The following is a 24,938-nucleotide window of genomic DNA, read 5'->3' on the forward strand; positions in this document are numbered from 1 at the left end:
GTAGATAACCCAAAATATTCATTTTCTTTCCCTATAAATTATAAAAATTGATTAAGCCGGGATGAGCCAGACCGTGACTGAGCTACAAGTATTTCTGGAAATACTTCTTTGGAAAAATAAATACCTTATAAATGAAGGGTTATCTTAAAGGGGTGAAGTAAATAAGTTTGTTAACTTAATCTCACTTTAAGTAATTGATTTTTATGTTATTTATTTGGAAAGCAGGAAAAGGCAGCCATTGTAAAAATGGCCGCCTGCAAAAAAGCGGGTGTGCAGAAAAGTTTAATTAACTGACCAGGCGATAATGCCTTTACAGAACGTTGTATTCACCTGGTAATCATCTTCCAGCACAACAATGTCTGCATCAAAGCCGCGCTGAAGCTTGCCTTTATGATCGTCGAGTCCTAACAGGCGAGCCGGGTTAATGGTGCAGGATTTCAGCGCCGCGCCAAACGGCACCATCGCCTTCTCCACCATATTGTACAACCCACGATTGAGATGTAGCGTGCTGCCAACAAGTACGCCATTTTCGCGCCGCGTTGCGCCGTCTTCGCCTAAAATCATCGGTTCGCCGCCGAACATATACCGCCCCGGCGCGCAACCTTTTGATTTCATTGAGTCGCTGATCATAATGACATAGTCATCGTTTTTGAGCCGATAAAGGTGCGAGGCCGAGACCAGGCTGACGAAAATACCGTCGCCAATCACTTCGCCATAGAGCCCATCCAGACGGAATGCCGCACCGAGCAGGCCCGGTTCGCGGTTCACGTATTTCGCCATTCCGTTATAAACATGCGTGACGTTTTTCGCGCCGTTGGCGACAGCCTCCAGCACCTGTTCAAAAGAGGCGTCCGAATGGCCCATGTTAACCACGATCCCCCGCTGCGCGCAGTAGCGGGTGAGGGCGAGATCGGCATCTTCTTCCGGTGCCAGCGTAATCGCGATGATGCGGTTATTCGCCGCCTTCTCGAAAGCCTGGAACTGCGCGATGCTTGCCGGACGGATCTGTTTTTCCGGCTGCGCGCCGCGATACTTCTGGCACAGGAAGGGGCCTTCGAAATGGACGCCGAGGATCTCCGCGCCCGCGTTGCCTTCATCCATCACGCGGGAGATATTTTCCAGCGCCGCCAGCAGCGTAGCGTCTTCATCCGTAACGGTAGTTGGGCAAAATGCCGTTACCCCTTCCGCCGGAAGATTTGCCGCCCAGCGGCGCAGGCCTTCCGCGTCGTTTTCATTGGTGTCGTAATCCCATCCGCCATGAGCGTGGCTGTCAATCAGGCCTGGGATGATGCGCCGCGTACCGAAATCATGCGTGGCGTGGCGCGTCAGCCCCAGGGCGATATGGCTGATACGCCCCTCTTCTACGGTGATGTTCGCCGGGTAAAACCCGCCGGAAAGCCAGACACGTTCACTTTGGATGATCATAAGCTCACCTCAGTTAGGCAATCAGCGATGCCGCTTCGCTGTCGCAGATAATGGTGACATTCGGATGCAGCAGCAGGAACGAGGCCGGGAACATCGGGTCGATGGCCGTGCAATCGTAGAGCTGCTTCATGACCTGCGCTTTAGATTTGCCGTTGGCAATCAGCACAATCTCTTTACTCTTCAGAATGGTGCCCATCCCGAGTGTGATGGCCTGGCGCGGCACATCTTCCCGGCGTGAGAAGAAGCGCGCGTTGGCTTCAATCGTCTCTTCATTGAGATCGATAACATGGCAAACCGGGCTGTGGGTGGCATGAGGCTCATTAAAACCAATGTGGCCGTCGTGGCCGATGCCGAGAACAGTCATATCGAAATCACCGTGTTCGACAATCGCGCGCTCATAGCGGGCGCACTCTTCACGCAGGTCTTTCGCCAGCACGTCGGGCACAAAACGATTTTCCAGCGGTAAATTGGCGTGCTGATAGAAATGGTGGTCAAGGAACCAGTAATAGCTTTGGGGATCGTCTTTTTTCAGCGGGATGTATTCGTCGATATTAAATGAAAAAGCACGGGAAAAATCCGCCTGCTTTTCCTGCGCCAGGCGGCTCATCTCTGCCAGCAGGCCAACCGGCGTGCCGCCCGTGGGAAGGGCCATGACTAAATCCGGCTTACGCTTAAGCGCTTTCACCACGCGCTCTGCTGCGAGCGCGCTCATCTCTTCGTATGACTGGGTAAAAATAAAGTTCAGCATCTTTTTTCCTTAGCCGCCGATGGTCGCCTTCAGGCCAATCTCTTCGGCGTACTGTTTTATCTGTTCGATCATGTCGCGTTGCACGGGCGGAATATCGTGCAGCAGATAGGGCATACCGAGCTTTTCGTATTTGCCGATGCCGTAAATGTGATATTCGAGAATATCGACCTGCTGTACGGCGCTGCCCAGGCTGCGGATAAAATCGAGCCGTTTACGGATATCTTCCGGCTGATCGTTGCGGGTCGGCACGATCACCATGCGCGCCAGGATCGGTTTGCCCATTGCCGCGATCGTTTTCGCGTTCTCAAGGATCAGGCGGTTATCGACGGCGGTACAGGCGAGGTGGATTTCCGGGTCAAAGGCTTTGAAATCGTAAGAAACCATATCCACAGCTTCGACCAGCGGCATCAGCTTGTCGCGGCGTATATTACCCGCAGTGTCGAGACAAATATGGACGCCCGCTGCGCTGAGGATACGCGCGGTTTCGCTGACAAACTCCGCCTGCAACGCTGGCTCGCCGCCGGAAAAGGTCACGCCGCCACCGCTTTCGTCGTAAAACGCTTTATCCCGCAGCAGCAGGTCTGCCAGTGCCTGCGAGGTCATCTCCTTGCCGACTTTTTCATAGGCGTCGTAGGGACAGGCATCGACCATATCCAGCAGGTTAGTGCAGTGTTTACGGTCAATCACCACGCCCTGGCCGGGTTCGGCAAAGGTGATGGCGTTGTTCGCCGCCGCCTGCACGCAGGTGCCGCACTGGCGGCACCTTTCCTTAAACCAGAAGACATTGAAACCTGACCTGAGCGTTTCCGGATTCGCGCACCACTGGCAGCGCAGGTTGCACTGCTGCATAAACACCGTACTGCGCAGCCCCGGGCCGTCCTTGGTGGAATAACGTTGAATACGGGAAATCAGGCCAGTTTTCATATTACCTCACGCTTACCATGCCAGTTCGGTACGGGCGATAATCGCATCCTGCGCTTCCGGCATCAGCGTGGAGAACAGGGCGCAATATCCAGCGACGCGTACCATCAGGTTCGGATAATCTTCCGGGTGCGCTTTTGCCGCCCGCAGGATGTTCGAATCAATGATGTTGAACTGGTTGTGGAAGATATTTTTCACCCGTCCGGCTTCCATAAAGTTGGTGAATTTCTCCAGGTTATCGTCGCCTTCCAGCGCGCTCGGGGTGAACTTCATGTTCAGCAGCTGGCCACCGGCAATTTTCTGGTTAGGCAGTTTGGCGATGGAGTTAATTACCGCCGTCGGGCCCTCTTTGTCCGCGCCGAGGCACGGAGACGCCCCTTCGTTAAGCGGCATCGTCGCAAGGCGGCCATCCGGCGTTGCGCCCACATCAAAACCGTTTGGCACGTAAGAGGTGATGTTGGAGGTGGACATGGTGTAGCCGCAGCCTTTTGGTCCTTTGCCATAGCGATCCGTTTTATATTTCGGCAGCAGTTTGAGATAGGACTCGAAGACATCCGCGACAATGTTATCTACATAGTCGATATCGTTACCGAACTTCGGCGCGTTGCGGCACAGCTTACGTACGCGCGCACCCTCAATGCCCTCGAAGTTGTTGTCCATCGCATCGCGCAGCTGTTTCAGCGTCAGTACTTTGTCATCAAAGACCAGTTTTTTCACTGCCGCCAGGCTGTCGCCTACCACGGACGGCCCGATATTCGAGGAGCTGACGAAGTCATACTCCGCGCCGCCGTTTTTCAGCGTCTTGCCACGTTCCAGCGAGCAGTTGATGGTCGCGGACGCGAAGGCGTCGGCGTCGTGATATTTCAGCGCGCGGTCGCAGACCAGGTCGCAGTCCACTGCCAGGTCGGAGTAGAACTCCAGCAGCTGGTTCCATGCCGCCCAGACTTCATCATAGGAGGCGTAGTTAATTTCGCGGCCTTCTTTACCGTTCACTTTCACCAACTGAACGCCGGTTGCCGGATCGCACCCGTTATTCATGACCAGCTCAAGAATTTTGCCGAAGTTTACGTAGGTCATACCGGTGGCGCGGTGGCCCCAGCGACCCGGAATAGCGGTTTCCACGCAGCCCATCGAGGCATATTCGCGTGCGACTTCTTCGCTCAGGCCCAGGGTCATCATCGCCGGAATAACCACTTCGTCGCAGAAAATCGACGGCATCCCGAAGCCCTTACGGATCAGTTTTGCCGCGTCCTGCATCAGCGAGTGCGGGGTATCTTTTGAAAAACGCACGCTCAGGTTAGGTTCCGGCAGGCCGGTCAGCGCCATGGCTTCCAGAGACAGATAGGAGAGATCGTTAGTGCCGTCAGTGCCGTCCGGTTTCATACCGCCAACCATCAGGTTGGAATAGAGCGGGTAGCCGCCGCTGTACTGGGTATGGCCCCACGGACGAACTTTGTTCAGGCTGTTGGTCATGATGAAGAAGTGGGTAAGGATTTCCAGCGCCTTCTCTTTGCTGATAACGCCAGCTTTGATATCTGCCTCGTAGTAGGGCCAGACGTACTGGTCGAAGCGGCCAAAAGAAAAGGAGTGACCGTTACTCTCGATCATCATCAGCAGGTGGGTCAGGTAGACCGTCTCTACCGCTTCCCAGAAATTGCGCGCTTTGCCTTCCATCAGGTGGGCAAACATTTCGCTCATCGCCAGCAGCTCGCCGCGACGCTTAGCATCAGCGGTTTTTTCTGCTTCTTCTTTAGCCAGCGCGGAGAAGCGTTTGCAGTAATTCAGCGCCGCTTCCATGGTGATGATAACGGCCTGATAAAAATCTTTTTGTTCGTCGGTCAGGTTGGCGTCTTCCGCCAGGTGTTGTTTAGCGATATCACGCATACCGCTGTAGCCCACTTCCAGCACGAAGTCGTGGTTAGGGATAATGTGGCCGTCGCCGGACATGCTGATGCCCCCGCGGTGCAGAACGCCCTGTTTTTCCGCCAGGCGGTTAATCTGCGGCAGGTTAGCCAGCACTTCGTCCTGATGGGTTTTACCCTGCCAGTAATCCTGCAGCACGCGCAGGCGCGCTTTGGTCTCTTCGCTTACCTGAAAACTGTCGCCGGAGCGTTTATCAAACTCATCCAGCTCTTCTATCACCCAGTTAAAGGAATACTCGGGGAAAACCGGCGCGGCGAAATTGGCGCTCGCCTGGTTACCGACAATGAGCATATCCGGCTCAATGTAGATGCTCATTTTGTCCAGAATGTCCGCCAGCGCCAGCGCACGACGAATGACGATCGGTTTACCTTCCGACCGTTTAAACGATTCTGTAATGATTTCCGCGCGTTCCGGGCAGATAGTGGCGACACGATGGAACATTTGATCCTGTTTTTTGGCGATACGGTCAAAGTCACAATCGTTGTTGGTAGGTTTGAAGCTCAGTAATCCGTTCATAAAGACCTCAATGCGAGAAGGGGTAAAAGTATTTCACGCCTGAGGTGTGTTTTTGTCAATCAAGAAATGATCTATTTTGTTCTTTTAGTCACAAATGAATCTAGATCGAACATAAAATAGCACAAAAACACAAGCGCCCATGGTGGGCGCAAGAGATTAACTGGCGGCATCGGCCAGGATGAGTTCAGCGGGGTGGCTGTTTAGCAGGGCGAGGGCGTCCGCGGCGAGACCGCTCTGGCTGATAATAATATCGAAATCGGCCAGTCGGGCATGTCCGGCAAGAAAGGTCTGGCCAAATTTGCTTTTGTCCGCCAGCAGGATTTTTTGCCGACCTGCTTTCATAAGCGATTGTTTAACATGGGCATCGGCCATTTTTGGCACCGTCAGCTCGCCTTTTTCATTGATGCCCTGGGTGCTGACGAACACCTTGTCGGCATGCAGCGTGCTAAAGAAGTCGGCGGTGCTGAAGGAGATCATGCCCTGGGTGTCGTCTTCATATTCGCCCGGCGCGACAATAAGTTTGATGTTGCGTCGCCCTTTCAGCAGGTTGATAACCGGCACGGAGTTGGTGATAACCATGATTTTTTTGTCGAATAAGAACTGGGTGAAGGCCAGCGCCGTAGTGCCGCAGTCGATGATAACCGTATCGCCATCTTCCACCAGTTCTGCCGCTTTCTGGCCGATAAGGTGCTTATCATCAACCATCTGCACCGATTTCAGCTGAAAACTTGGCTCGACGCTGGCCCCGCTAGTCAGATAGGCGCCGCCATAGGTTGTTTTGACAATGCCCTGTTTTTCGAAGAAAGAGAGATCGCGGCGAATCGTCATTTTGGTGACGCCGAATTTCTCTGCCAGCTCATTAACAACGACTTTTTTTCCTGCTGCAGAATGGCGTAAATGCTCATTCTTCTGTCTGATGATTGCATGATGAGGGTCCGCTAAGGGAAAAAAGCACTATAAAGCACAGCTTTCGTGGCGGCAATATCGGATGAAAGGAACATAAAAGAACACTCCCGGCGAGAGCCGGGAGTGCAGAGGCGTTATTCCCACTCCTGCAGGAAGCGCTGGCCGTACTGATCGGCCACCAGCAGGGCGGCATAAACCTGATCTGCCGTCGCGCCGCCGGGCATATTGTGAATGGTTTCGCCTTCTGCGCAGGCGGCTTCGGCGACGATACGCATTTTGGCGGGGATATCTTCCATAATATCCAGCTGCGACAGGGTGATCGGCAGACCGACCGCATGGCACAGCGCGGCGACGGTTTCGATTTCATCTACCGGCGCGTTCTCCAGCACCAGCTGTGCCAGCGTACCAAACGCCACTTTCTCGCCGTGGTAGTAGTGGTGTGCGTCAGGGATAGCGGTCAAGCCGTTATGGATCGCATGCGCCGCCGCCAGACCGCCGCTTTCAAAGCCGACGCCGCTCAGGTAGGTATTCGCTTCCACAACGCGTTCCAGCGCCGGGGTCACGACATGCTGCTCAGCCGCCAGCATTGCTTTTTCACCCTCTTCCAGCAGGGTGTTGTAGCACAGCTCGGCCAGCGCCAGCGCCGCCTGGGTGCACTGCCCGCCCGCCATGGTGGTAGCGCCGCTGCGGGAGCAGGCACGGGCTTCGAACCAGGTTGCCAGCGCATCGCCGATACCTGCGGCCAGCAGACGTGCAGGCGCGCCCGCAACGATTTTGGTGTCGACAATCACGCGGTTCGGGTTATTGGGCAGCAGCAGATAGCGGTCGAACTCGCCGTCATCGGTGTAAATGACGGAGAGCGCGCTGCACGGGGCGTCGGTGGAGGCGATGGTCGGCGCGATGGCAACCGGTACGCTCATGTAGTGTGCCAGCGCTTTAGCGGTATCAAGAGTTTTACCGCCGCCGATGCCGAGCACCGCGCCGCAGCTGGCGCTTTCCGCGATACCACGCAGACGGTTGATTTCATTTTGTGAGCATTCGCCGCCGAAGGCGACCACTTCACATTTCAGCCCGGCATCCGCCAGACTTTTTTGCAGCATTTCCTGCGCGAAGCCTAAAACAAACTTATCGCCAACTACCAGCCAGCTTTCCGCCAGCGGTTTGAGATAGTCGCCGATACGGGTGATAACGTCTGCACCCTGGATATATTTACCTGGGGATTGAATAATGCGGTCCATACGTTTCCTCCATTCTGGCTTATCGAGCCGCCGTTACGCGGCTCTCTGCCAGGTTTACAGGTTTAGATTGCCAAAAGCGTTATTCCAGTCCTGCTCAAACTTCTCAATAGCGGACTCTACCGCAGGTGTATTGAGCATTTGTTGCGCTACATCTAAAGGAAGGGTGATTGCTTCACATCCGGCCAGCAGGCAGTCGAGCGCCTGACGCGGAGTTTTGAAGCTGGCGGCCAGCACTTTGCTTTCCGGCGCGTGCATTTCCAGAAGTGATTGCAGCTCCTGCACCATACGGATGCCGTCGCCGCCCTGGGCGTCGACGCGGTTGACATACGGCGCGACATATTTTGCCCCCGCCAGCGCGGCCAGCAGGCCCTGTGACGCGCTGTAGACGGCGGTGCCAAGTGTAGGAATGCCTTCTTTTTTCAGCAGCTTAATGGCAGCGAGGCCTTCGGAGGTTACGGGAATTTTCACCACGATACCCGGTACGGCATTGCTCAGCCGTTTTGCTTCTTCCACCATGCCTTCCGCGCTACGGCTCATCACCTGGGCGAATAAGATGCCTTCCGGGCCCACGGCTTTCTGCAGGCGCGGCAGCACGTCCCAGATGGCCTCTTTGCCTGCGGCGATGATGCTGGGGTTAGTGGTGACGCCGGCCAGCGGATAAATACGCGCCAGGCGCTCAACTTCTTTAACGTTGGCAGTGTCCAGATACAGTTCCATGATGATTCCTCTTATTCCCGAATAATTGTCTGAACACAGAATAAGAGTGAGACAGGGCGTTGCGCTACGCGACAATTATGCCAAAAACTGGATAAATGTAAGGTGAAGAGAAAAGTGTGATCTGCATCATATTTTGATGCAGGACGGCTAATCACCGGGCTTTTCCTACGATTAATAAGACGCTTACGGAGACGCTGTATTACAAAAATCCAGTAAAGAGCACTTTACTGCTGATCTGTATCCTTCTCCATCAGCTGGCTATGGTAGTGTCGGCGATACTCCGAAGGCGAGCGCTCGGTATTTTTGCGAAACAGGCGGCAGAAGTAGTTGCTGTCGACAAAGCCGCAGGCGTGGGCCACCTCTTTCACTTTAAGGTCATAGCCTTTTAATAGCGTCTTGGCATGTTCCAGCCGGGTGTGATTCAGGTATTCATTAAAGCCAACGGCCCCGGTTTTTTGAAACAGATGCGACAGGTAATTCGGTGAGATATAAAACGACTGCGCCACGGACTCGCGGGTTAGCGGCAGCGCGTAATTATCGTCGATATAGTCACGAATAGCCTCGAAAAGCGCCTGACTTCGGGAGGCGGTCTGGATATGGCTGCCGAGCAGATCCTGGCAGTGGCTCAGCAGACTGGCGACAATCAGCCGCGCGGTTTGCTGCTCTTTAGGCTGCATTTGCATCTCATGCAGGGTCTGCAATAAAAATGAGCCGATACGCGGTCCGCGCCGCGCCACATGCTGCTTCGCCAGATTGTGTAACGCCGTACCGTCCCAGCGCATGACGCTAAAACCTAATTGTTGCTTGCCAAAAAGAATGCTCAGCGTGGTGGCAGGGGCCTGCCACTGCGGAAAATTCCATCCGCCTGCGGGCACGTAGAGCACGTCCTGTTCGGTCATTAACGCGTTCTCGCCAGCAATGCCCGTATCCTTTAGCGCGCCGTCCAGCACAATCTCCAGCCGGGGGAAATCCACCTGCTGCGCCAGCGCGGGCGCGGGCCCGGTACCGGTGGCGAAACAGATTTGCCGCAGCGACGCAGGACCGCTAAGCAGGCGGGAGAGAAGGTGGCTGATGTCGTGGTTCATGGTCTCTTTCCTTGCGCTTGAGCGACAACCTTAACGGGCGGCATAAAAAAAGGCCACACCCGGTGTGACCTGATTTTACTGACAAACCCGCAGAGCGCTAAAAGAGGGAGCAATTAACCGGTGTTACGCATCCCGGCGGCAACGCCCGCGATGGTGACCATCAGCGCCTGCTCAACGCAACGGTCCGGCTCTTTGCCTTCCTCTTCCGCTTTACGGGAGCGGTGCAGCAATTCAGCCTGCAGCACGTTCAGCGGGTCGGTGTAGATGTTACGCAGCTGGATGGACTCGGCAATCCACGGCAGATCCGCCATCAGGTGGGAGTCGTTAGCGATGTCCAGCACCACTTTGATATCCGCTTCCAGCAGCTTGCGCAGCTCTTCGCCCAGACCCCACAGCTCCGGTTTCACCAGGCGCTGATCGTAGTACTCTGCCAGCCACAGGTCGGCTTTGGAGAAGACCATCTCCAGCATCCCCAGGCGGGTAGAGAAGAACGGCCAGTCGCGGCACATTGCCTCCAGTTCGCTCTGTTTACCGTCTTCTACTACTTTTTGCAGCGCCGCGCCTGCGCCCAGCCAGGCCGGCAGCATCAGGCGGTTTTGCGTCCAGGCGAAGATCCACGGAATAGCGCGCAGAGACTCAACGCCGCCGGTCGGGCGACGCTTAGCCGGACGCGAGCCGAGCGGCAGTTTGCCCAGTTCCTGCTCCGGCGTGGCGGAACGGAAGTACGGCACAAAATCTTTGTTTTCACGCACGTAGCCACGGTACATATCGCAGGAGATAGTGGACAGCTCATCCATAATATGACGCCAGCTATCTTCCGGCTCCGGCGGCGGCAGCAGGTTGGCTTCCAGAATGGCGCTGGTGTAGAGCGACAGGCTGCTGATGGTGACTTCAGGCAGACCATATTTGAAGCGGATCATCTCCCCCTGCTCGGTCACGCGCAGGCCGCCTTTCAGGCTACCCGGCGGTTGCGAGAGCAGCGCCGCATGCGCTGGCGCGCCGCCACGACCGATAGAGCCGCCGCGCCCGTGGAACAGGGTCAGCTCAATACCCGCTTTCTCACAGGTTTTGATTAAGGCATCCTGCGCCTGGTATTGCGCCCAGGAGGCAGCCATTACGCCCGCGTCTTTTGCCGAGTCAGAGTAGCCAATCATGACCATCTGCTTGCCCTGGATAAAGCCGCGATACCAGTCGATGTTCAGCAACTGGGTCATTACATCGTCGGCGTTATTCAGGTCGTCCAGCGTTTCAAACAGCGGCGCGACCGGCAGCGCAAAGGTGATGCCCGCCTCTTTCAGCAGCAGGTGTACCGCCAGCACATCGGACGGGGTCTTCGCCATAGAGATCACGTAGGCCGCCACCGATCCTTTCGGCGCTTCGACGATCGCTTTGCAGGTGTCGATAACCTCACGGGTCTCTTCGCTTGGCTCCCAGCTACGCGGCAGCAGCGGACGTTTGGAATTCAGTTCGCGGATCAGGAACGCCTGTTTGTCGGCTTCTGACCAGCTTTCATAGTCGCCGATGCCAAGATAGCGGGTCAGTTCGCCCAGCGCCTCGGTATGGCGGGTGCTCTCCTGGCGCACATCGATGCGCACCAGCGGCACGCCGAAACACTTCACGCGGCGCAGGGTATCGAGCAGTTCGCCGTTGGCGATGATGCCCATCCCGCAGGCCTGCAGTGATTTATAACAGGCGTACAGCGGCTCCCACAGCTGTTCATTCTGGGTCAGCAGGCCAGCCGGTTTCGGCAGCTTCTGACCTTTGAGGCGCGCTTCAAGCCAGGTTTGCGTCGCCATTAGCTGCGTGCGCAGTTTTTTCATCAGGTAGCGATACGGCTCCTGCGCCCCTTCATCTCCCACCAGCTCACGCAGTTCATCCGTGCACTCCACCATTGAGAGTTCGGAAATCAGCAGTTGGATATCTTTCAGGAACAGGTCGGTGGCTTTCCAGCGGCTCAGCAGCAGCACATGGCGGGTAATATCGGCGGTGACGTTCGGGTTGCCGTCGCGGTCGCCGCCCATCCAGGAGGTAAAACGCACCGGGACAAAATCGACCGGCAGTTTGTAGCCGAGATTCTCTTCCAACTGCTCGTTCAGTTCCCGCAGGTAGTTCGGCACCCCTTCCCACAGGCTGTTTTCCACTACGGCAAAGCCCCATTTCGCCTCGTCTACCGGGCTGGGACGATGTTTGCGGATTTCATCAGTGTGCCATGACTGCGCGATCAGCTGGCGCAGGCGGCGCATCAGCTGGTTGCGTTCGTAATCGACGATATCTTTGTTGTCCAGCTGCTTTAAGCAGTTGTTCACTTCCACCATTTTGTGGATCAGCGTACGGCGGGTAATTTCGGTTGGGTGGGCCGTCAGCACCAGCTCCAGCGAAAGCGACTCTACCGCCTTTTTGATGGTTTCTTCGTTAAGATTGGGCTGATCTTTCAGCTTGCGCAGGGTGCGGGCAATAACTTCCGGATTATTTGCGGCTTCGCCTTTTGGCGAAATGCTGTGGTACTGCTCGGCGGTATTCGCAAGATTCAGGAACTGGCTGAAAGCGCGGGCTACCGGCAATAACTCATCATTCGTCAGGTTTTGCAGCGTGTTAAGCAACTCCTGACGGTTGGCCTCATTCCCTGCACGGGAAGATTTGGACAGCTTACGGATTGTTTCTACCCGGTCGAGAATGTTCTCTCCCAGCGCATCCTTGATGGTATCTCCCAGCAGTTTGCCGAGCATACTGACATTACTACGCAAAGCGGAATATTGTTCGTTCATGTTACCCCAGACACCCCATCTCATTTTATTTTGTTATACCCACCGCCCAAAAATGTGACCTGGGTGGATATCAGACACCGTCTTTTATAAAGCCACGTAAAACCCACGACGTCAATTACGGCGAAATCGCTTCAGCAAACGAATAAATTCGCGCAATTTACGAAATTTAATTCGCTTCCGGTCTGATAAGCGATACTTATGAGAGTGTGATGCGGATCGCGCTATTGAACCCCTCGCCCGGGCAGGCGAGGGGCGGGGTTTAATGCCAGCAGAAGTGATGAACCACCTGGGTAATCAGTTCGCGGGTGGGCTTGATAAAGCGGGTCTCAAGATATTCGTCAGGCTGATGAGCCTGGTTGATCGAGCCCGGCCCCAGCACCAGCGTCGGGCACAGGGTCTGGATAAACGGCGCTTCGGTACAGTAGTTCACCACCTCGGTCTCTACGCCCAGTAATTTTTCCACCACCTCCACAAGCTGATGGTCCGGCGGGCATGCGTATCCCGGAATCGGCGGATGAAGTTCGGCTACCGTCAGGCGGCCGGGCCAGCGACTGCTTACCGGCTCCAGCGCCTCGTTGAGCAGGCCGTTCAGATCGTCGAGGGTCATTCCCGGCAGCGGGCGGATATCCATATGCAGCTCGCAGCAGGCACAAATACGGTTAGAGGCGTCGCCGCCGTGAATACTGCCCAGGTTAAGCGTGGGGTAAGGGACGGTGAAGGCCTCGTAGTGATAGCGCTCTTTCAGGTGGTCACGCAGGTGCAGGATGTGACCAATCGCGTCGTGCATCAGCTCAATCGCATTGACGCCCCGAGCCGGGTCGCTGGAGTGGCCCGACTGGCCAAGAACGCGGATCGCATTGGAAATATGCCCTTTGTGGGCGCGCACCGGCTGTAGGGAGGTCGGTTCGCCGATAATGGCGCAATCCGGACGCAGCTGCGTATTTTCTGAAAAGTAGCGCGCGCCCGCCATGCTGGTCTCTTCATCGGCGGTAGCCAGCACATAGAGCGGTTTCTTTAGCTGCGTCACGTCTACGTCACGCAAGGCGTCGAGGATGAAAGCGAAGAAGCCTTTCATGTCGGCGGTGCCCAGACCGTAGAGTTTATTATCGTGCTCGGTCAGGGTGAACGGATCGCGGGTCCAGCGCCCATCATCGAACGGAACCGTATCGGTATGGCCGGTTAATAACAGGCCGCCGGCACCCTCGCCAGCGCTGGCCAACAGATTAAACTTATTGCGTGTGCCGGGGACGGGCTGGACTTCCACCTTAAAGCCGAGATCGCTGAACCAGCCTGCCAGCAGATTGATTAAAGCCTCATTACTCTGATCGAGCGCTTCTTCCGTTGCGCTGATCGACGGCGTGGCAATCAGGGCGCGGTAAATCTCGATAAATGGCGGTAAGTTCATTTTCATTGTTGACACACCTTAGGTCGTGATAGTATCAATATTCATGCATTAAATGTGAATAAAAATACATTAACGTTGAGCATAAAGGAACCCGATGTTGAATACGCTGATTGTGGGCGCTAGCGGTTATGCGGGCGCTGAGCTTGTAAGCTACGTGAATCGCCATCCTCATATGACCATAACCGCTTTGACCGTGTCAGCGCAAAGCAATGATGCAGGAAAGCTAATCTCGGATTTGCATCCGCAGTTGAAAGGCATTGTCGACCTGCCGCTGCAGCCGATGTCAGACATTAGCGCCTTTACCGACGGCGTAGACGTGGTGTTTCTGGCGACCGCCCATGAGGTCAGCCATGACCTGGCGCCACAGTTCCTCGCAGCTGGCTGCGTGGTGTTTGATCTCTCCGGCGCGTTTCGCGTCAATGATGCCGGGTTCTACGAAAAATATTACGGCTTCACTCATCAGCATCCTGAACTGCTGGAACAGGCGGTCTATGGCCTGGCGGAGTGGAGCAGCGAAAAACTCAAAGAGGCGGCGCTTGTTGCCGTGCCTGGCTGCTACCCGACGGCGGCCCAGCTCGCTCTCAAGCCGCTGATTGACGCGGGCGTGCTGGACCTGAATCAGTGGCCGGTGATTAACGCCACCAGCGGGGTAAGCGGGGCGGGGCGCAAAGCGGCGATTTCCAACAGCTTCTGCGAAGTGAGCCTGCAGCCGTACGGTGTGTTTAACCATCGCCACCACCCGGAAATCACCACCCACCTGGGTGCCGATGTGATTTTTACTCCGCACCTGGGCAGCTTCCCGCGCGGCATTCTGGAGACCATCACCTGTCGCCTGAAGCCTGGCGTAACCCATGCGCAGATTGCCAGCCTCTATCAGCAGGCCTACGCGGATAAACCGCTGGTGCGTCTGTATGAAAAAGGCGTCCCGGCGTTGAAAAACGTGGTGGGGCTGCCGTTCTGCGATATCGGCTTTGCCGTACAGGGCGAACATCTGATTGTTGTCGCAGCCGAAGACAACCTGTTGAAAGGCGCTGCCGCCCAGGCAATGCAGTGTGCGAATATTCGTTTCGGCTACCCCGAAACGCAGTCTCTTATTTGAGGTGCGATGATGAATCCATTAATTATTAAACTTGGCGGCGTGTTGCTGGACAGCGAAGAAGCGCTGGGGCGTCTGTTTACCGCACTGGTTAATTATCGCCAGTCGCACCAGCGCCCGCTGGTGATTGTGCACGGCGGTGGCTGCGTGGTGGATGAGCTGATGAAACAGCTTAATCTGCCGGTGAAGAAGAAAAATGGCCTGCGCGTCACTCCGGCCGACCAGATCGACATTATTACCGGCGCGCTGGCGGGGACGGCGAACAAAACCCTGCTGGCGTGGGCGAAAAAACATCAGTTACCCTCTGTCGGTCTCTATCTGGGCGACGGTGACAGCGTCAAAGTCACTCAGCTTGACGAAGAGCTGGGGCACGTTGGGCTGGCGCAGCCGGGTTCGCCTGATTTAATCAACGCGCTGCTGGCGGGGGGCTTTTTGCCGGTCATCAGCTCTATTGGCGTTACGGACGAGGGGCAACTGATGAACGTCAACGCCGACCAGGCCGCGACGGCGCTGGCGTCAACGCTGGGCGCTGACCTGATTCTGCTCTCTGACGTAAGCGGTATTCTTGATGGCAAAGGCCAGCGTATTGCTGAAATGACCGCCGCCAAAGCCGAACAGCTGATCGATCAGGGTATCATTACCGATGGGATGGTTGTAAAAGTGAACGCGGCGCTCGACGCGGCGCGCACGCTGGGCCGTCCGGTGGATATCGCCTCCTGGCGTCATGCAGATCAGCTCCCGGCGCTGTTTAACGGCACGCCGATCGGCACGCGCATTCTGGCGTAACTCTTTAGCGAATTATCACAGGCCGGGCAGCCGGCGGAACTAACGAATTTAAGGAAGCAGGTTATGGCACTTTGGGGTGGGCGTTTTACTCAGGCAGCGGATCAACGGTTCAAACAGTTCAACGACTCTTTGCGCTTCGACTATCGCCTGGCGGAGCAGGATATCGTTGGCTCTGTGGCCTGGTCCAAAGCGCTGGTTACCGTCGGCGTTCTGACTACTGACGAGCAGCAACAGCTGGAAGAGGCGTTGAACGTGCTGCTGGAAGAGGTGCGGGCGAATCCGCAGCAAATCCTTGAGAGCGACGCGGAAGATATCCACAGCTGGGTAGAAGGCAAGCTTATCGCCAAAGTCGGGCAGTTGGGTAAAAAACTGCATACCGGGCGCAGCCGTAATGACCAGGTTGCGACCGATCTGAAACTGTGGTGTAAAGATACGGTGGCGGAGCTGCTGGCGGCGAATCGTCAGTTGCAGAGCGCGCTGGTCGCCACGGCAGAAAATAACCAGGACGCGGTGATGCCGGGCTATACCCACCTGCAACGCGCGCAGCCTGTCACCTTTGCCCACTGGTGCCTGGCCTATGTCGAAATGCTGGCCCGTGATGAAAGCCGTCTGCAGGATACGCTTAAGCGCCTGGATGTCAGCCCGCTGGGCTGCGGCGCGCTGGCAGGCACCGCGTATGAGATTGATCGTGAACAGCTGGCGGGCTGGCTGGGTTTTGCCAGCGCGACCCGCAACAGCCTGGACACGGTTTCCGATCGTGACCACGTGCTGGAGCTGCTTTCTGACGCCTCCATCGGCATGGTGCATCTCTCGCGTTTCGCCGAAGACCTGATTTTCTTCAACACCGGCGAGGCGGGGTTCGTGGAGCTGTCCGATCGCGTTACGTCCGGCTCTTCATTAATGCCGCAGAAGAAAAACCCGGATGCGCTGGAGCTCATCCGCGGTAAATGCGGCCGCGTGCAGGGTGCGCTGACGGGCATGATGATGACCCTGAAAGGGCTGCCGCTGGCCTACAACAAAGATATGCAGGAAGATAAAGAAGGGCTGTTCGATGCGCTCGATACCTGGCTGGACTGCCTGCATATGGCGGCGCTGGTGCTCGACGGCATTCAGGTGAAGCGTCCGCGCTGCCAGGAAGCGGCGCAGCAGGGCTATGCCAACGCCACCGAGCTGGCGGATTATCTGGTTGCGAAAGGCGTACCGTTCCGCGAAGCGCACCATATCGTGGGCGAGGCGGTGGTCGAGGCTATTCGTCAGGGCAAACCGCTGGAAGAGTTGGCGCTGGCGGATTTGCAGAAATTTAGCCCGACGATTGCAGACGATGTCTACCCGATTCTGTCGCTGCAATCCTGCCTGGATAAGCGTGCTGCGAAAGGCGGGGTGTCGCCGCAGCAGGTAGCGCAGGCGATTGCGGATGCGAAAAACCGCCTGGTTTGATCTCCGCTGATAGCCCGGGTAAGGCGTTTCACCGAATAAACTAAAGGCAACAGATGTTGCCTTTTTGCTTTTATTACAGGCAAAAAAAAGCGGACGCTAAGGTCCGCAAAATGTTCACGTTGGCTTTAGTTGTTCAGAGAGAAACAGTAGCTTTCAGGGGTAATAACTTCCGCTTCGTTTCTGGTGTTAATTATTGAACAGAATGCTTGATAGGGATAATCGTTCATTGCTATTCTATCTATCGCCATGAACTATCGTGGCGACGGAGGATGAATAATGAATATTCGTGATCTTGAATACCTGGTGGCGTTAGCCGAACACCGCCACTTTCGCCGCGCAGCGGATTCCTGCCACGTAAGCCAGCCCACCCTGAGCGGACAAATCCGCAAACTGGAAGATGAGCTGGGCGTCATGCTCCTTGAGCGTACCAGCCGCAAAGTGCTCTTCACTCAGGCTGGTCTGCTGCTGGTGGATCAGGCGCGCACCGTGCTGCGCGAGGTCAAAGTGCTCAAGGAAATGGCAAGCCAGCAGGGGGAGACGATGTCCGGCCCGCTGCATATTGGCTTAATTCCGACCGTTGGACCCTATCTGTTGCCCCACATTATCCCGATGCTGCACCAGACCTTCCCGAAACTGGAAATGTATCTGCACGAAGCGCAGACGCACCAGTTACTGGCGCAGCTGGACAGCGGTAAGCTGGATTGCGCGATCCTCGCGCTGGTGAAAGAAAGCGAAGCCTTTATCGAGGTGCCGCTCTTTGATGAGCCGATGATGCTGGCGATTTATGCAGATCATCCGTGGGCTAATCGTGACCGCGTACCGATGTCCGACCTGGCGGGTGAAAAACTGCTGATGCTGGAAGATGGCCACTGTCTGCGCGATCAGGCGATGGGTTTCTGCTTTGAAGCGGGTGCCGATGAAGATACCCACTTCCGCGCGACCAGCCTTGAAACGCTGCGCAATATGGTAGCCGCAGGCAGCGGCATTACCCTGCTGCCCGCGCTGGCGGTGCCGCGTGAAAGAGTGCGCGACGGCGTAGTCTATCTGCCCTGCATTAAACCGGAGCCGCGCCGTACGATTGGCCTGGTTTATCGCCCTGGCTCACCGCTACGCAGCCGTTACGAGCAGCTGGCGGAGGCCATCCGTGGCGCGATGGATGGCCATTTTGACAACGCGTTAAAACAGGCGGTTTAAGCCGTTCAGCGCCGCTACCCGATAGGCTTCCGCCATGGTTGGGTAGTTAAAGGTGGTGTTAACGAAGTACTCAATGGTGTTGCCACCGCCTTTCTGCTCCATAATCGCCTGGCCGATATGAATAATTTCGGCCGCGCGCTCGCCAAAGCAGTGAATGCCCAGAATTTCTTTCGTTTCCCGGTGGAACAGGATTTTGAGCGTGCCAACGTTCATACCGACGATCTGCGCCCGCGCCAGATGCTTGAACTGCGCGCGCCCCACCTCATAAGGCACTTTCATCGCCGTAAGCTGCTGCTCGGTTTTGCCCACGGAGCTGATTTCCGGAATGGTGTAAATGCCGGTAGGAATGTCCTCAATCAAGTGCGCGGTGGCTTCGCCTTTTACCAGCGCCTGCGCGGCGATACGGCCCTGATCGTAGGCGGCCGAGGCCAGGCTCGGATAGCCGATGACGTCGCCCACCGCGTAAATATGCGGCAGCGCGGTCTGGTACATGCTGTTGACCTTCAGCTGGCCGCGGCTATCGGTATCAAGTCCGATATTTTCCAGCTGCAGGCTGTCGGTATTACCGGTGCGGCCGTTGGCGTAGAGCAGGCAGTCCGCCTTCACTTTTTTGCCGGATTTCAGGTGCACGATAACGCCGTCATCCATGCCTTCAATCTGCTCATACTCTTCATTGTGACGAATAACGACGCCGCTATTCCAGAAGTGGTAGGAGAGGGAGTCTGACATCTCCTGATCGAGGAAAGCCAGCAGGCGATCGCGGGTGTTGATCAGATCGACTTTGACATTCATACCCCGGAAGATCGATGCATATTCGCAACCGATCACCCCGGCGCCATAGATGATCACATGGCGGGGTTCATGATGCATATTGAGAATCGAGTCGCTGTCATAAATGCGCTCATGGGTGAAATCGACGTCGTCCGGGTGATAGGGACGGGAGCCGCAGGCGATAACGAACTTCTCGGCGGTGAGGGTTTCAACCGAGCCGTCCGGGCACTCCAGCGCCAGGGTGTGCGCGTCGATAAAATGGGCGTCGCCCTGCAGGATTTCACAGCGGTTGCGCTCATAAAAGCCCTGCCGCATGCGTGTCTGCTGGTTAATAACGCTGTCGGCGTGGTTAAGAATATCGGCGAAAGAGGAACGGAGAAGGTGGGAATGGTCGCTGTATAAAGGGTTCTGATTAAATTCGATAATACGGCTGACCGCATGGCGAAGCGCTTTGGAAGGGATAGTTCCCCAGTGGGTGCATCCGCCGCCCACATTATGGTAGCGCTCAATGACGGCTACCCGGGCTCCCTGTTTGACCAGGCCCATTGCGGCACCTTCACCGCCGGGTCCAGAGCCTATAACTATTGCGTCGTAATCGTAGGAATGTGGCATGACAAGGCTTACCTGTTCTTATACATAAAAGCAACATAATACTAACATCATTGCCGGGATAACCCAATTATCGTTGTGCTTTTTTCATCCATAGAAGCAGAAAGAGCGCGTAAACAATCATTCACAATCCGGTACAATCCGGTTAGTTTTATTCTCTGGTATAGTGCCAGCAGGTCTGCGGAAGGATTCAAGCATCGTGATGGGCGTAAGAGCGCAACAAAAAGAGAGAACCCGGCGGTCGCTGGTAGAGGCGGCATTCAGCCAGCTGAGCGCGGAGCGGAGTTTCGCCAGTTTGAGCCTGCGCGAAGTCGCGCGGGAAGCGGGTATTGCCCCGACGTCCTTTTATCGCCATTTCCGCGATGTGGATGAGCTTGGCCTGACCATGGTCGACGAGAGCGGTTTAATGCTGCGCCAGCTGATGCGCCAGGCGCGTCAGCGTATCGCGAAGGGCGGCAGCGTTATTCGTACTTCTGTCTCCACGTTTATGGAATTTATCGGCAATAACCCGAACGCGTTTCGCCTGCTGCTGCGGGAACGTTCGGGCACCTCTGCCGCGTTTCGTGCCGCCGTAGCGCGTGAAATACAGCATTTTATTGCGGAACTTGCCGACTACCTTGAACTCGAAAATCATATGCCGCGTGCGTTCACCGAAGCGCAGGCCGAGGCGATGGTTACCATTGTTTTCAACGCTGGCGCCGAGGCGCTGGATGTCAGCATCGAACAACGCAGGCAATTAGAAGAGCGGCTGGTATTGCAACTGAGGATGATTTCCAAAGGGGCCTATTACTGGTATCGCCGCGAACAAGAGAAACTGGCGCACCAAACCGATGAGTGAAGGATGAGTAATGAAACATTCAGGTCAAGATAAAGGTACGTTGTTGCTGGCGTTGATCGCCGGCCTTTCCGTCAACGGCACATTTGCCGCGCTTTTTAGCTCGATCGTGCCGTTTTCCGTCTTCCCGATTATTTCGCTGGTGCTGACAGTTTACTGCCTGCATCAGCGCTACCAGAACCGTACCATGCCGGTGGGGTTGCCAGGGTTGGCCGCCGCCTGTTTTATCCTCGGTGTGCTGCTTTACAGCACCGTGGTACGCGCGGAATATCCGGATATCGGTTCTAACTTCCTGCCAGCGGTGCTGTCTGTGATCCTGGTATTCTGGATTGGCTTCAAAATGCGCAACCGTAGCCAGACGCTGTAGGCCTGACAGGCGTCGCGCATCCGGCGCTATGCCGATGCGTGGCGCTATTTCGCGCTCAGCAGCACGCCACACTCCATATGATGGGTGTAGGGGAACTGATCGAATAGCGCCAGGCGTTCCACCGTGTGCGTCTGGCTAAGCGTCTCCAGGTTCTTACACAGCGTCTCCGGGTTACAGGAGATATACAGAATTCGCGGGTAAGCCTGCACCATCTTCTCGGTTTCGCTATCCAGCCCGCTACGCGGCGGATCGACAAAAATCGTCTCGCAGTTGTAGCCTTTCAGGTCAATGCCCTGCAGACGGTTGAACTCGCGCACTCCGTTCATCGCCTGGGTGAACTCCTCCGCCGACATGCGGATTATCTGCACGTTATCAATATGGTTAGCCGCAATATTGTATTGCGCCGCCGCCACCGACGGTTTGGCGATTTCCGTCGCCAGCACGCGATCGAAATTTCGCGCCAGCGCCAGCGAAAAGTTGCCGTTGCCGCAGTACAACTCCAGCAAATCGCCGACTGAATCTTTTGTCGCAGCCTGCGCCCACTCAAGCATCTGAATGTTTACCGCCGCATTAGGCTGCGTGAAGCTGTTTTCTACCTGACGATAGATCATCTCCCTGCCGCCAACGGGCAGGCGCTCGTCAATATAGTCCTGGTCAAGGGCGATTTTAGTTTTCGTAGCGCGGCCAATCAGATGCACATTCAGGTTTTGCGCGCGCAATGCGTCACGCAGCGCTTCCGCTTCCCGACGCCACTCATCATCAAGCTTTTTATGATAAAGCAGTGACACAACGGCCTGGTTGCTCATGGTGGTCAGATAATCTATCTGGAAGAGCTTATGGCGCAGGACGCGATTACCGCGCAGCCCGGCTATCATCGCCGTCATCAGTTCGTTAATCAGTTCGCTCGCTGCCGGAAACGCGTCAATGCGAATGCGGCTTTTGGTTTGCTGATCGAAAATGATGTGGTAGAGGTCGTCCCCGTCATGCCACAGACGGAACTCAGCACGCATGCGGTAATGACTCACCGGCGAACGAAACACTTCCGGAACAGGCGCGGAAAAAGGCGTCATCATTGATTGCAGACGTACAACTTTCTCAGCCAGTTGCGCTTCGTACTGTTCTGTCGGCAGATGTTCGGGGGTCATTATGCTTCCTGAGTAGTGGACAATAACGCGGGGATTGTAGGGATTGCTCAGGGGATGTCCAGCCTTAATGCTGAATAGCAGTCTGGACATCCATACGTATCTAATTGTAGCATTCTGTTTCCGGTCTCCTGTGAGTGAAAAGGGAATCCAGTGGAAATCTGGAGCTGACGCGCAGCGGTAAAGACTGGCGGGATGAAAGTTGTAGACACTGCAAAATAATGTGGGAAGTCTTCATCCATAAAACGCCACCCAGCCCGAAGACCTGCCGGTATTACGTCGCATTTGGTTTCATTATCGCGTGCTATGCATGAAGCCTGCGGCATCCTTACTATTTTGTGGATGCTTTCACAATGATTAAAAAAGCTTCGCTGATGACGGCCCTGTCCGTCACGGCATTTTCTGGCTGGGCGCAGGATAGCGGCCCGGATACGCTGGTTGTCACCGCAAATCGTTTTCAGCAACCTGTTAATACCGTACTGGCGCCGACAGAAGTCGTGACGAAAGCCGATATCGATAAATGGCAATCTAAAACCATTCTTGACGTAATGCGCCGCCTGCCTGGGGTGGATATTGCGCAAAATGGCGGTATGGGTCAGTCCTCCTCTTTATTTGTACGTGGAACAGAGGCACGCCATGTGCTGGTGCTGGTGGATGGCATTCCGCTTGCGCGTCCCGGCATCAGCAACAGTTCCGACATCGATCAAATTCCGGTTTCACTGGTCCAGCGTATTGAATACATTCGCGGGCCACGTTCTGCGGTTTATGGTTCAGGGGCGATTGGCGGGGTCGTTAATATTATTACCCGTGGTGGTGAAGATCGTGCCCGGATTGACGCAGGCGTCGGGTCAAATGGCTACCAGGAGTACGAGGGCACGCTTCATCACCGTTTTGGCGATACCGTGGTCACCGCGGCGGGCGCTTACCAGTCGACGAAGGGTTTTAACGTTCAGCCGGATTCACCTTATGCAGGCGATAGCGATCGCGACGGCTACCGCAGCAAGCAGTTCTGGGGCGGCATTGAACACCGGTTTAACGACAATTTTGCCGGCTTCTTCCGTGGCTATGGCTATACCGACAATGCCGACTACGATCAGGGAAGCTACGGCTATGACGGCGGCGGTGACGAGCATCAGCTCTATAACCAGTCCTGGGATACCGGGATGCGCTTTAATTCCGGCATCTATTCCTCACAGCTGATCGCCAACTATCAGCGCATTAAAGATTACAACTACAGTAGCCAGAATGGACGTTATGAAAGCGGAACAACGTTGGATGACATGGAGCAACGTTATATTCAGTGGGGCAATAACGTTGAAGTCGGGCATGGTTCAGTCAGCGCAGGCGTGGACTGGAAGCAGGAGAAGCTCACTTCTTATGGCGAAACCTGGCTTGGCGATCCGGCGAAAGACACCTATAAGCGTGATAATACGGGGCTGTACCTGACGGGTCAGCAGCAAATTGACAGCGTGACGCTGGAAGCGTCCGGGCGTGAAGATCATGATGACCAGTTCGGCTGGCATGGCACCTGGCAAACCGCTGCGGGCTGGGAGTTCGTGGATGGCTATCGCGCGACGCTCTCTTACGGTACGGGCTTCCTTGCCCCCTCGCTGGGCCAGCAATTTGGCGCAGAACGTTTCGGCATCGCCTCTAACCCGAACCTCAAACCGGAAGAGTCGAAGCAGTGGGAAGCGGGCCTGGAGGGGCTGACCGGCCCGCTGGACTGGCGGCTGTCCGCTTATCGTTACAAGATTCAGAACCTTATTGATTACGATAATGACGCCTACTTAAACGTGAAGTCCGCCACCATTAAGGGAGTTGAGTGGACCGGAAGCGTGACTACCGGGCCGGTGGATCATCGTCTGACGCTACAGTATGTAGACCCGCGCGATGATGAAACGGATGCGCACCTCAAACGCCGGGCGAAGCAGCAGGTTAAATATAACCTCAGCGGCCAGGTGTATGATCTTGGCTGGGATGTGACCTACCAGTATATCGGCGAACGCTACGATACCGACTTTGATGCTTCGCCCTCGCGTGACATTAAACTGGGCGGCGTGAGTCTGTGGGATGTAACTCTTTCCTATCCTGTCACCTCCAGCCTTACAGTTCGTGGTAAAATAGCCAACCTGTTCGATAAAGATTACGAGACAGTCTATGGCTATCAATCTGCAGGACGGGAATACACCTTGTCTGGCAGTTACACCTTCTAAACCACGGCCCACCGTGCTGGTGTTTGACTCTGGCGTGGGCGGGCTATCGGTTTATGACGAGATCCGGCAACTCCTGCCGGATCTGCATTATATCTACGCTTTCGATAACGTCGCTTTTCCTTATGGGGAAAAAAGCGAAGCGTTTATCGTTGAGCGGGTCGTCGAGATTATCGCTGCGGTTCAGGCGCAGCACCCCCTGGCGCTTGCCGTTATCGCCTGCAATACCGCCAGCACCGTTTCGCTGCCTGCCCTGCGTGAAAAATTCGCTTTTCCGGTAGTGGGCGTGGTGCCCGCTATCAAGCCTGCGGCGCGCTTAACGGCGAATGGCGTTGTAGGGCTGCTGGCCACCCGCGCCACGGTTAAGCGACCTTATACCCATGAGCTTATCTCCCGCTTTGCTAATGAATGCCAGATAGAGATGCTGGGTTCTGCGGAGATGGTCGAGCTCGCCGAAGCGAAGCTTCATGGCAAGCCCGTGCCGCTGGATGAACTCAAACGCATTCTACGCCCGTGGCTTCGGATGCAGGAACCGCCAGATACCGTTGTTTTAGGCTGTACACACTTCCCTTTATTGCAGGACGAGCTGTTGCAGGTGTTACCGGAAGGGACGCGAATGGTGGATTCCGGTGCGGCAATTGCCCGTCGCACGGCCTGGTTGCTGGAACATGAAGCGCCAGACGCTAAATCAACGGCGGCGAATGTGGCGTACTGCATGGCGATGACGCCGGAAACTGTACTTTTATTGCCCGTTTTACAGCGTTACGGCTTCGAAACGCTGGAAAAACTGGCGGTTTAAGCTCTTTTTGCACAAAAAAGAGACGGTCGGAAAATTTTTTGAA

General features: G+C 55.6%; 19 protein-coding genes, 1 pseudogene and 1 riboswitch. Of the genes and pseudogenes, 8 read left to right on the forward strand and 12 right to left on the reverse strand.

Translation table 11 applies throughout. The annotated features are described in order from the left end of the window. Window positions 1-282 precede the first annotated feature (282 nt). The 10 genes and pseudogenes from nagA to argE all read right to left on the reverse strand — a co-directional run bounded on the left by nagA (window position 283) and on the right by argE (window position 13,655). Window positions 283-1,425, reverse strand: coding sequence for an N-acetylglucosamine-6-phosphate deacetylase (gene nagA / locus ENTHG_RS22470; RefSeq protein ID WP_044185491.1), 1,143 nt, complete (start codon window positions 1,423-1,425; stop codon window positions 283-285). A 13-nt stretch (window positions 1,426-1,438) separates the two neighbouring features. Next, entirely contained in the window at window positions 1,439-2,173 is a 735-nt protein-coding gene (gene nagB / locus ENTHG_RS22475) for a glucosamine-6-phosphate deaminase (RefSeq protein ID WP_044185494.1), read from the reverse strand. Window positions 2,174-2,182: 9 nt separating this feature from the next. Next, the gene (locus ENTHG_RS22480) at window positions 2,183-3,097 is read right to left on the reverse strand and encodes a glycyl-radical enzyme activating protein (protein WP_044185497.1); all 915 of its coding nucleotides are present in this window, start codon (window positions 3,095-3,097) and stop codon (window positions 2,183-2,185) included. Between the two features lie 12 nt (window positions 3,098-3,109). Beyond that, complete coding sequence (locus ENTHG_RS22485) at window positions 3,110-5,533, reverse strand: glycyl radical protein (protein ID WP_044185498.1); 2,424 nt, start codon at window positions 5,531-5,533, stop codon at window positions 3,110-3,112. 156 nt (window positions 5,534-5,689) lie between these two features. Next, a pseudogene (locus ENTHG_RS22490) lies at window positions 5,690-6,438 on the reverse strand (DeoR/GlpR family DNA-binding transcription regulator). Between the two features lie 135 nt (window positions 6,439-6,573). Then, a complete protein-coding gene (gene gldA / locus ENTHG_RS22495) occupies window positions 6,574-7,677 on the reverse strand; it encodes a bifunctional L-1,2-propanediol dehydrogenase/glycerol dehydrogenase (RefSeq protein ID WP_044185503.1) in 1,104 nt (367 codons plus the stop codon). Between the two features lie 54 nt (window positions 7,678-7,731). Further along, a complete protein-coding gene (gene fsa, locus ENTHG_RS22500) occupies window positions 7,732-8,394 on the reverse strand; it encodes a fructose-6-phosphate aldolase (RefSeq protein ID WP_044185506.1) in 663 nt (220 codons plus the stop codon). Between the two features lie 224 nt (window positions 8,395-8,618). Beyond that, window positions 8,619-9,479, reverse strand: coding sequence for a helix-turn-helix transcriptional regulator (locus ENTHG_RS22505; RefSeq protein ID WP_044185509.1), 861 nt, complete (start codon window positions 9,477-9,479; stop codon window positions 8,619-8,621). Window positions 9,480-9,592: 113 nt separating this feature from the next. Further along, window positions 9,593-12,244: a phosphoenolpyruvate carboxylase gene (ppc, locus tag ENTHG_RS22510; protein ID WP_044185511.1), complete on the reverse strand. Its 2,652-nt coding sequence runs from the start codon at window positions 12,242-12,244 to the stop codon at window positions 9,593-9,595. Window positions 12,245-12,503: 259 nt separating this feature from the next. After that, window positions 12,504-13,655: an acetylornithine deacetylase gene (gene argE, locus ENTHG_RS22515; protein WP_044185514.1), complete on the reverse strand. Its 1,152-nt coding sequence runs from the start codon at window positions 13,653-13,655 to the stop codon at window positions 12,504-12,506. Window positions 13,656-13,743: 88 nt separating this feature from the next. On the opposite strand from argE, the gene argC reads away from it, so the two are divergent. The 4 genes from argC (at window position 13,744) to oxyR (ending at window position 18,162) form a co-directional block, all read left to right on the forward strand. Further along, entirely contained in the window at window positions 13,744-14,748 is a 1,005-nt protein-coding gene (argC, locus tag ENTHG_RS22520) for an N-acetyl-gamma-glutamyl-phosphate reductase (RefSeq protein ID WP_044185517.1), read from the forward strand. Between the two features lie 6 nt (window positions 14,749-14,754). Continuing rightward, on the forward strand, window positions 14,755-15,531 hold the full coding sequence (argB, locus tag ENTHG_RS22525) for an acetylglutamate kinase (RefSeq protein ID WP_106403373.1): 777 nt from the start codon (window positions 14,755-14,757) through the stop codon (window positions 15,529-15,531). A 63-nt stretch (window positions 15,532-15,594) separates the two neighbouring features. Then, window positions 15,595-16,968, forward strand: coding sequence for an argininosuccinate lyase (gene argH / locus ENTHG_RS22530; RefSeq protein WP_044185523.1), 1,374 nt, complete (start codon window positions 15,595-15,597; stop codon window positions 16,966-16,968). A 276-nt stretch (window positions 16,969-17,244) separates the two neighbouring features. Further along, window positions 17,245-18,162 (forward strand): DNA-binding transcriptional regulator OxyR, encoded by a 918-nt coding sequence (oxyR, locus tag ENTHG_RS22535; protein WP_044185525.1) that lies wholly within the window; start codon window positions 17,245-17,247, stop codon window positions 18,160-18,162. Here the strand turns inward: oxyR and sthA are convergent. Then, on the reverse strand, window positions 18,145-19,545 hold the full coding sequence (sthA, locus tag ENTHG_RS22540; RefSeq protein WP_044185528.1) for a Si-specific NAD(P)(+) transhydrogenase: 1,401 nt from the start codon (window positions 19,543-19,545) through the stop codon (window positions 18,145-18,147). The genes oxyR and sthA overlap by 18 nt on opposite strands. 196 nt (window positions 19,546-19,741) lie before the next feature. Here sthA and fabR point away from each other — a divergent pair, with 196 nt between their 5' ends. Together fabR and ENTHG_RS22550 are read left to right on the forward strand one after the other, a co-directional pair. Next, window positions 19,742-20,380 (forward strand): HTH-type transcriptional repressor FabR, encoded by a 639-nt coding sequence (gene fabR / locus ENTHG_RS22545; protein ID WP_044185531.1) that lies wholly within the window; start codon window positions 19,742-19,744, stop codon window positions 20,378-20,380. Between the two features lie 10 nt (window positions 20,381-20,390). Next, window positions 20,391-20,744 carry a YijD family membrane protein gene (locus ENTHG_RS22550; protein ID WP_044185534.1) on the forward strand — a complete coding sequence of 118 codons (354 nt, stop codon included), beginning with the start codon at window positions 20,391-20,393 and terminating at the stop codon, window positions 20,742-20,744. A gap of 44 nt (window positions 20,745-20,788) precedes the next feature. Here the strand turns inward: ENTHG_RS22550 and trmA are convergent, their stop codons facing one another. Further along, complete coding sequence (trmA, locus tag ENTHG_RS22555) at window positions 20,789-21,889, reverse strand: tRNA (uridine(54)-C5)-methyltransferase TrmA (protein ID WP_044185537.1); 1,101 nt, start codon at window positions 21,887-21,889, stop codon at window positions 20,789-20,791. Window positions 21,890-21,993: 104 nt separating this feature from the next. Then, a riboswitch (cobalamin riboswitch) is annotated at window positions 21,994-22,173 on the forward strand. A gap of 66 nt (window positions 22,174-22,239) precedes the next feature. Between trmA and btuB the strand changes: the two genes are divergently transcribed. Beyond that, window positions 22,240-24,099 (forward strand): TonB-dependent vitamin B12 receptor BtuB, encoded by a 1,860-nt coding sequence (gene btuB, locus ENTHG_RS22560; protein ID WP_044185539.1) that lies wholly within the window; start codon window positions 22,240-22,242, stop codon window positions 24,097-24,099. Then, window positions 24,044-24,895 carry a glutamate racemase gene (gene murI, locus ENTHG_RS22565; RefSeq protein WP_044185542.1) on the forward strand — a complete coding sequence of 284 codons (852 nt, stop codon included), beginning with the start codon at window positions 24,044-24,046 and terminating at the stop codon, window positions 24,893-24,895. Before btuB ends, murI begins: the two co-directional genes overlap by 56 nt. Window positions 24,896-24,938: the final 43 nt, after the last annotated feature.

This window comes from Phytobacter massiliensis JC163 (assembly GCF_000321045.1).
GTDB classification, from domain to species: Bacteria; Pseudomonadota; Gammaproteobacteria; order Enterobacterales; family Enterobacteriaceae; genus Phytobacter_A; species Phytobacter_A massiliensis.

Bases quoted from the DNA above. Each gene is read 5' to 3' on its own strand.
- nagA (WP_044185491.1), bottom strand. From the start codon at position 1,425: ATGATCATCCAAAGTGAACGTGTCTGGCTTTCCGGCGGGTTTTACCCG.
- nagB (WP_044185494.1), bottom strand. From the start codon at position 2,173: ATGCTGAACTTTATTTTTACCCAGTCATACGAAGAGATGAGCGCGCTC.
- ENTHG_RS22480 (WP_044185497.1), bottom strand. From the start codon at position 3,097: ATGAAAACTGGCCTGATTTCCCGTATTCAACGTTATTCCACCAAGGAC.
- ENTHG_RS22485 (WP_044185498.1), bottom strand. From the start codon at position 5,533: ATGAACGGATTACTGAGCTTCAAACCTACCAACAACGATTGTGACTTT.
- gldA (WP_044185503.1), bottom strand. From the start codon at position 7,677: ATGGACCGCATTATTCAATCCCCAGGTAAATATATCCAGGGTGCAGAC.
- fsa (WP_044185506.1), bottom strand. From the start codon at position 8,394: ATGGAACTGTATCTGGACACTGCCAACGTTAAAGAAGTTGAGCGCCTG.
- ENTHG_RS22505 (WP_044185509.1), bottom strand. From the start codon at position 9,479: ATGAACCACGACATCAGCCACCTTCTCTCCCGCCTGCTTAGCGGTCCT.
- ppc (WP_044185511.1), bottom strand. From the start codon at position 12,244: ATGAACGAACAATATTCCGCTTTGCGTAGTAATGTCAGTATGCTCGGC.
- argE (WP_044185514.1), bottom strand. From the start codon at position 13,655: ATGAAAATGAACTTACCGCCATTTATCGAGATTTACCGCGCCCTGATT.
- argC (WP_044185517.1), top strand. From the start codon at position 13,744: ATGTTGAATACGCTGATTGTGGGCGCTAGCGGTTATGCGGGCGCTGAG.
- argB (WP_106403373.1), top strand. From the start codon at position 14,755: ATGATGAATCCATTAATTATTAAACTTGGCGGCGTGTTGCTGGACAGC.
- argH (WP_044185523.1), top strand. From the start codon at position 15,595: ATGGCACTTTGGGGTGGGCGTTTTACTCAGGCAGCGGATCAACGGTTC.
- oxyR (WP_044185525.1), top strand. From the start codon at position 17,245: ATGAATATTCGTGATCTTGAATACCTGGTGGCGTTAGCCGAACACCGC.
- sthA (WP_044185528.1), bottom strand. From the start codon at position 19,545: ATGCCACATTCCTACGATTACGACGCAATAGTTATAGGCTCTGGACCC.
- ENTHG_RS22550 (WP_044185534.1), top strand. From the start codon at position 20,391: ATGAAACATTCAGGTCAAGATAAAGGTACGTTGTTGCTGGCGTTGATC.
- trmA (WP_044185537.1), bottom strand. From the start codon at position 21,889: ATGACCCCCGAACATCTGCCGACAGAACAGTACGAAGCGCAACTGGCT.
- btuB (WP_044185539.1), top strand. From the start codon at position 22,240: ATGATTAAAAAAGCTTCGCTGATGACGGCCCTGTCCGTCACGGCATTT.
- murI (WP_044185542.1), top strand. From the start codon at position 24,044: ATGGCTATCAATCTGCAGGACGGGAATACACCTTGTCTGGCAGTTACA.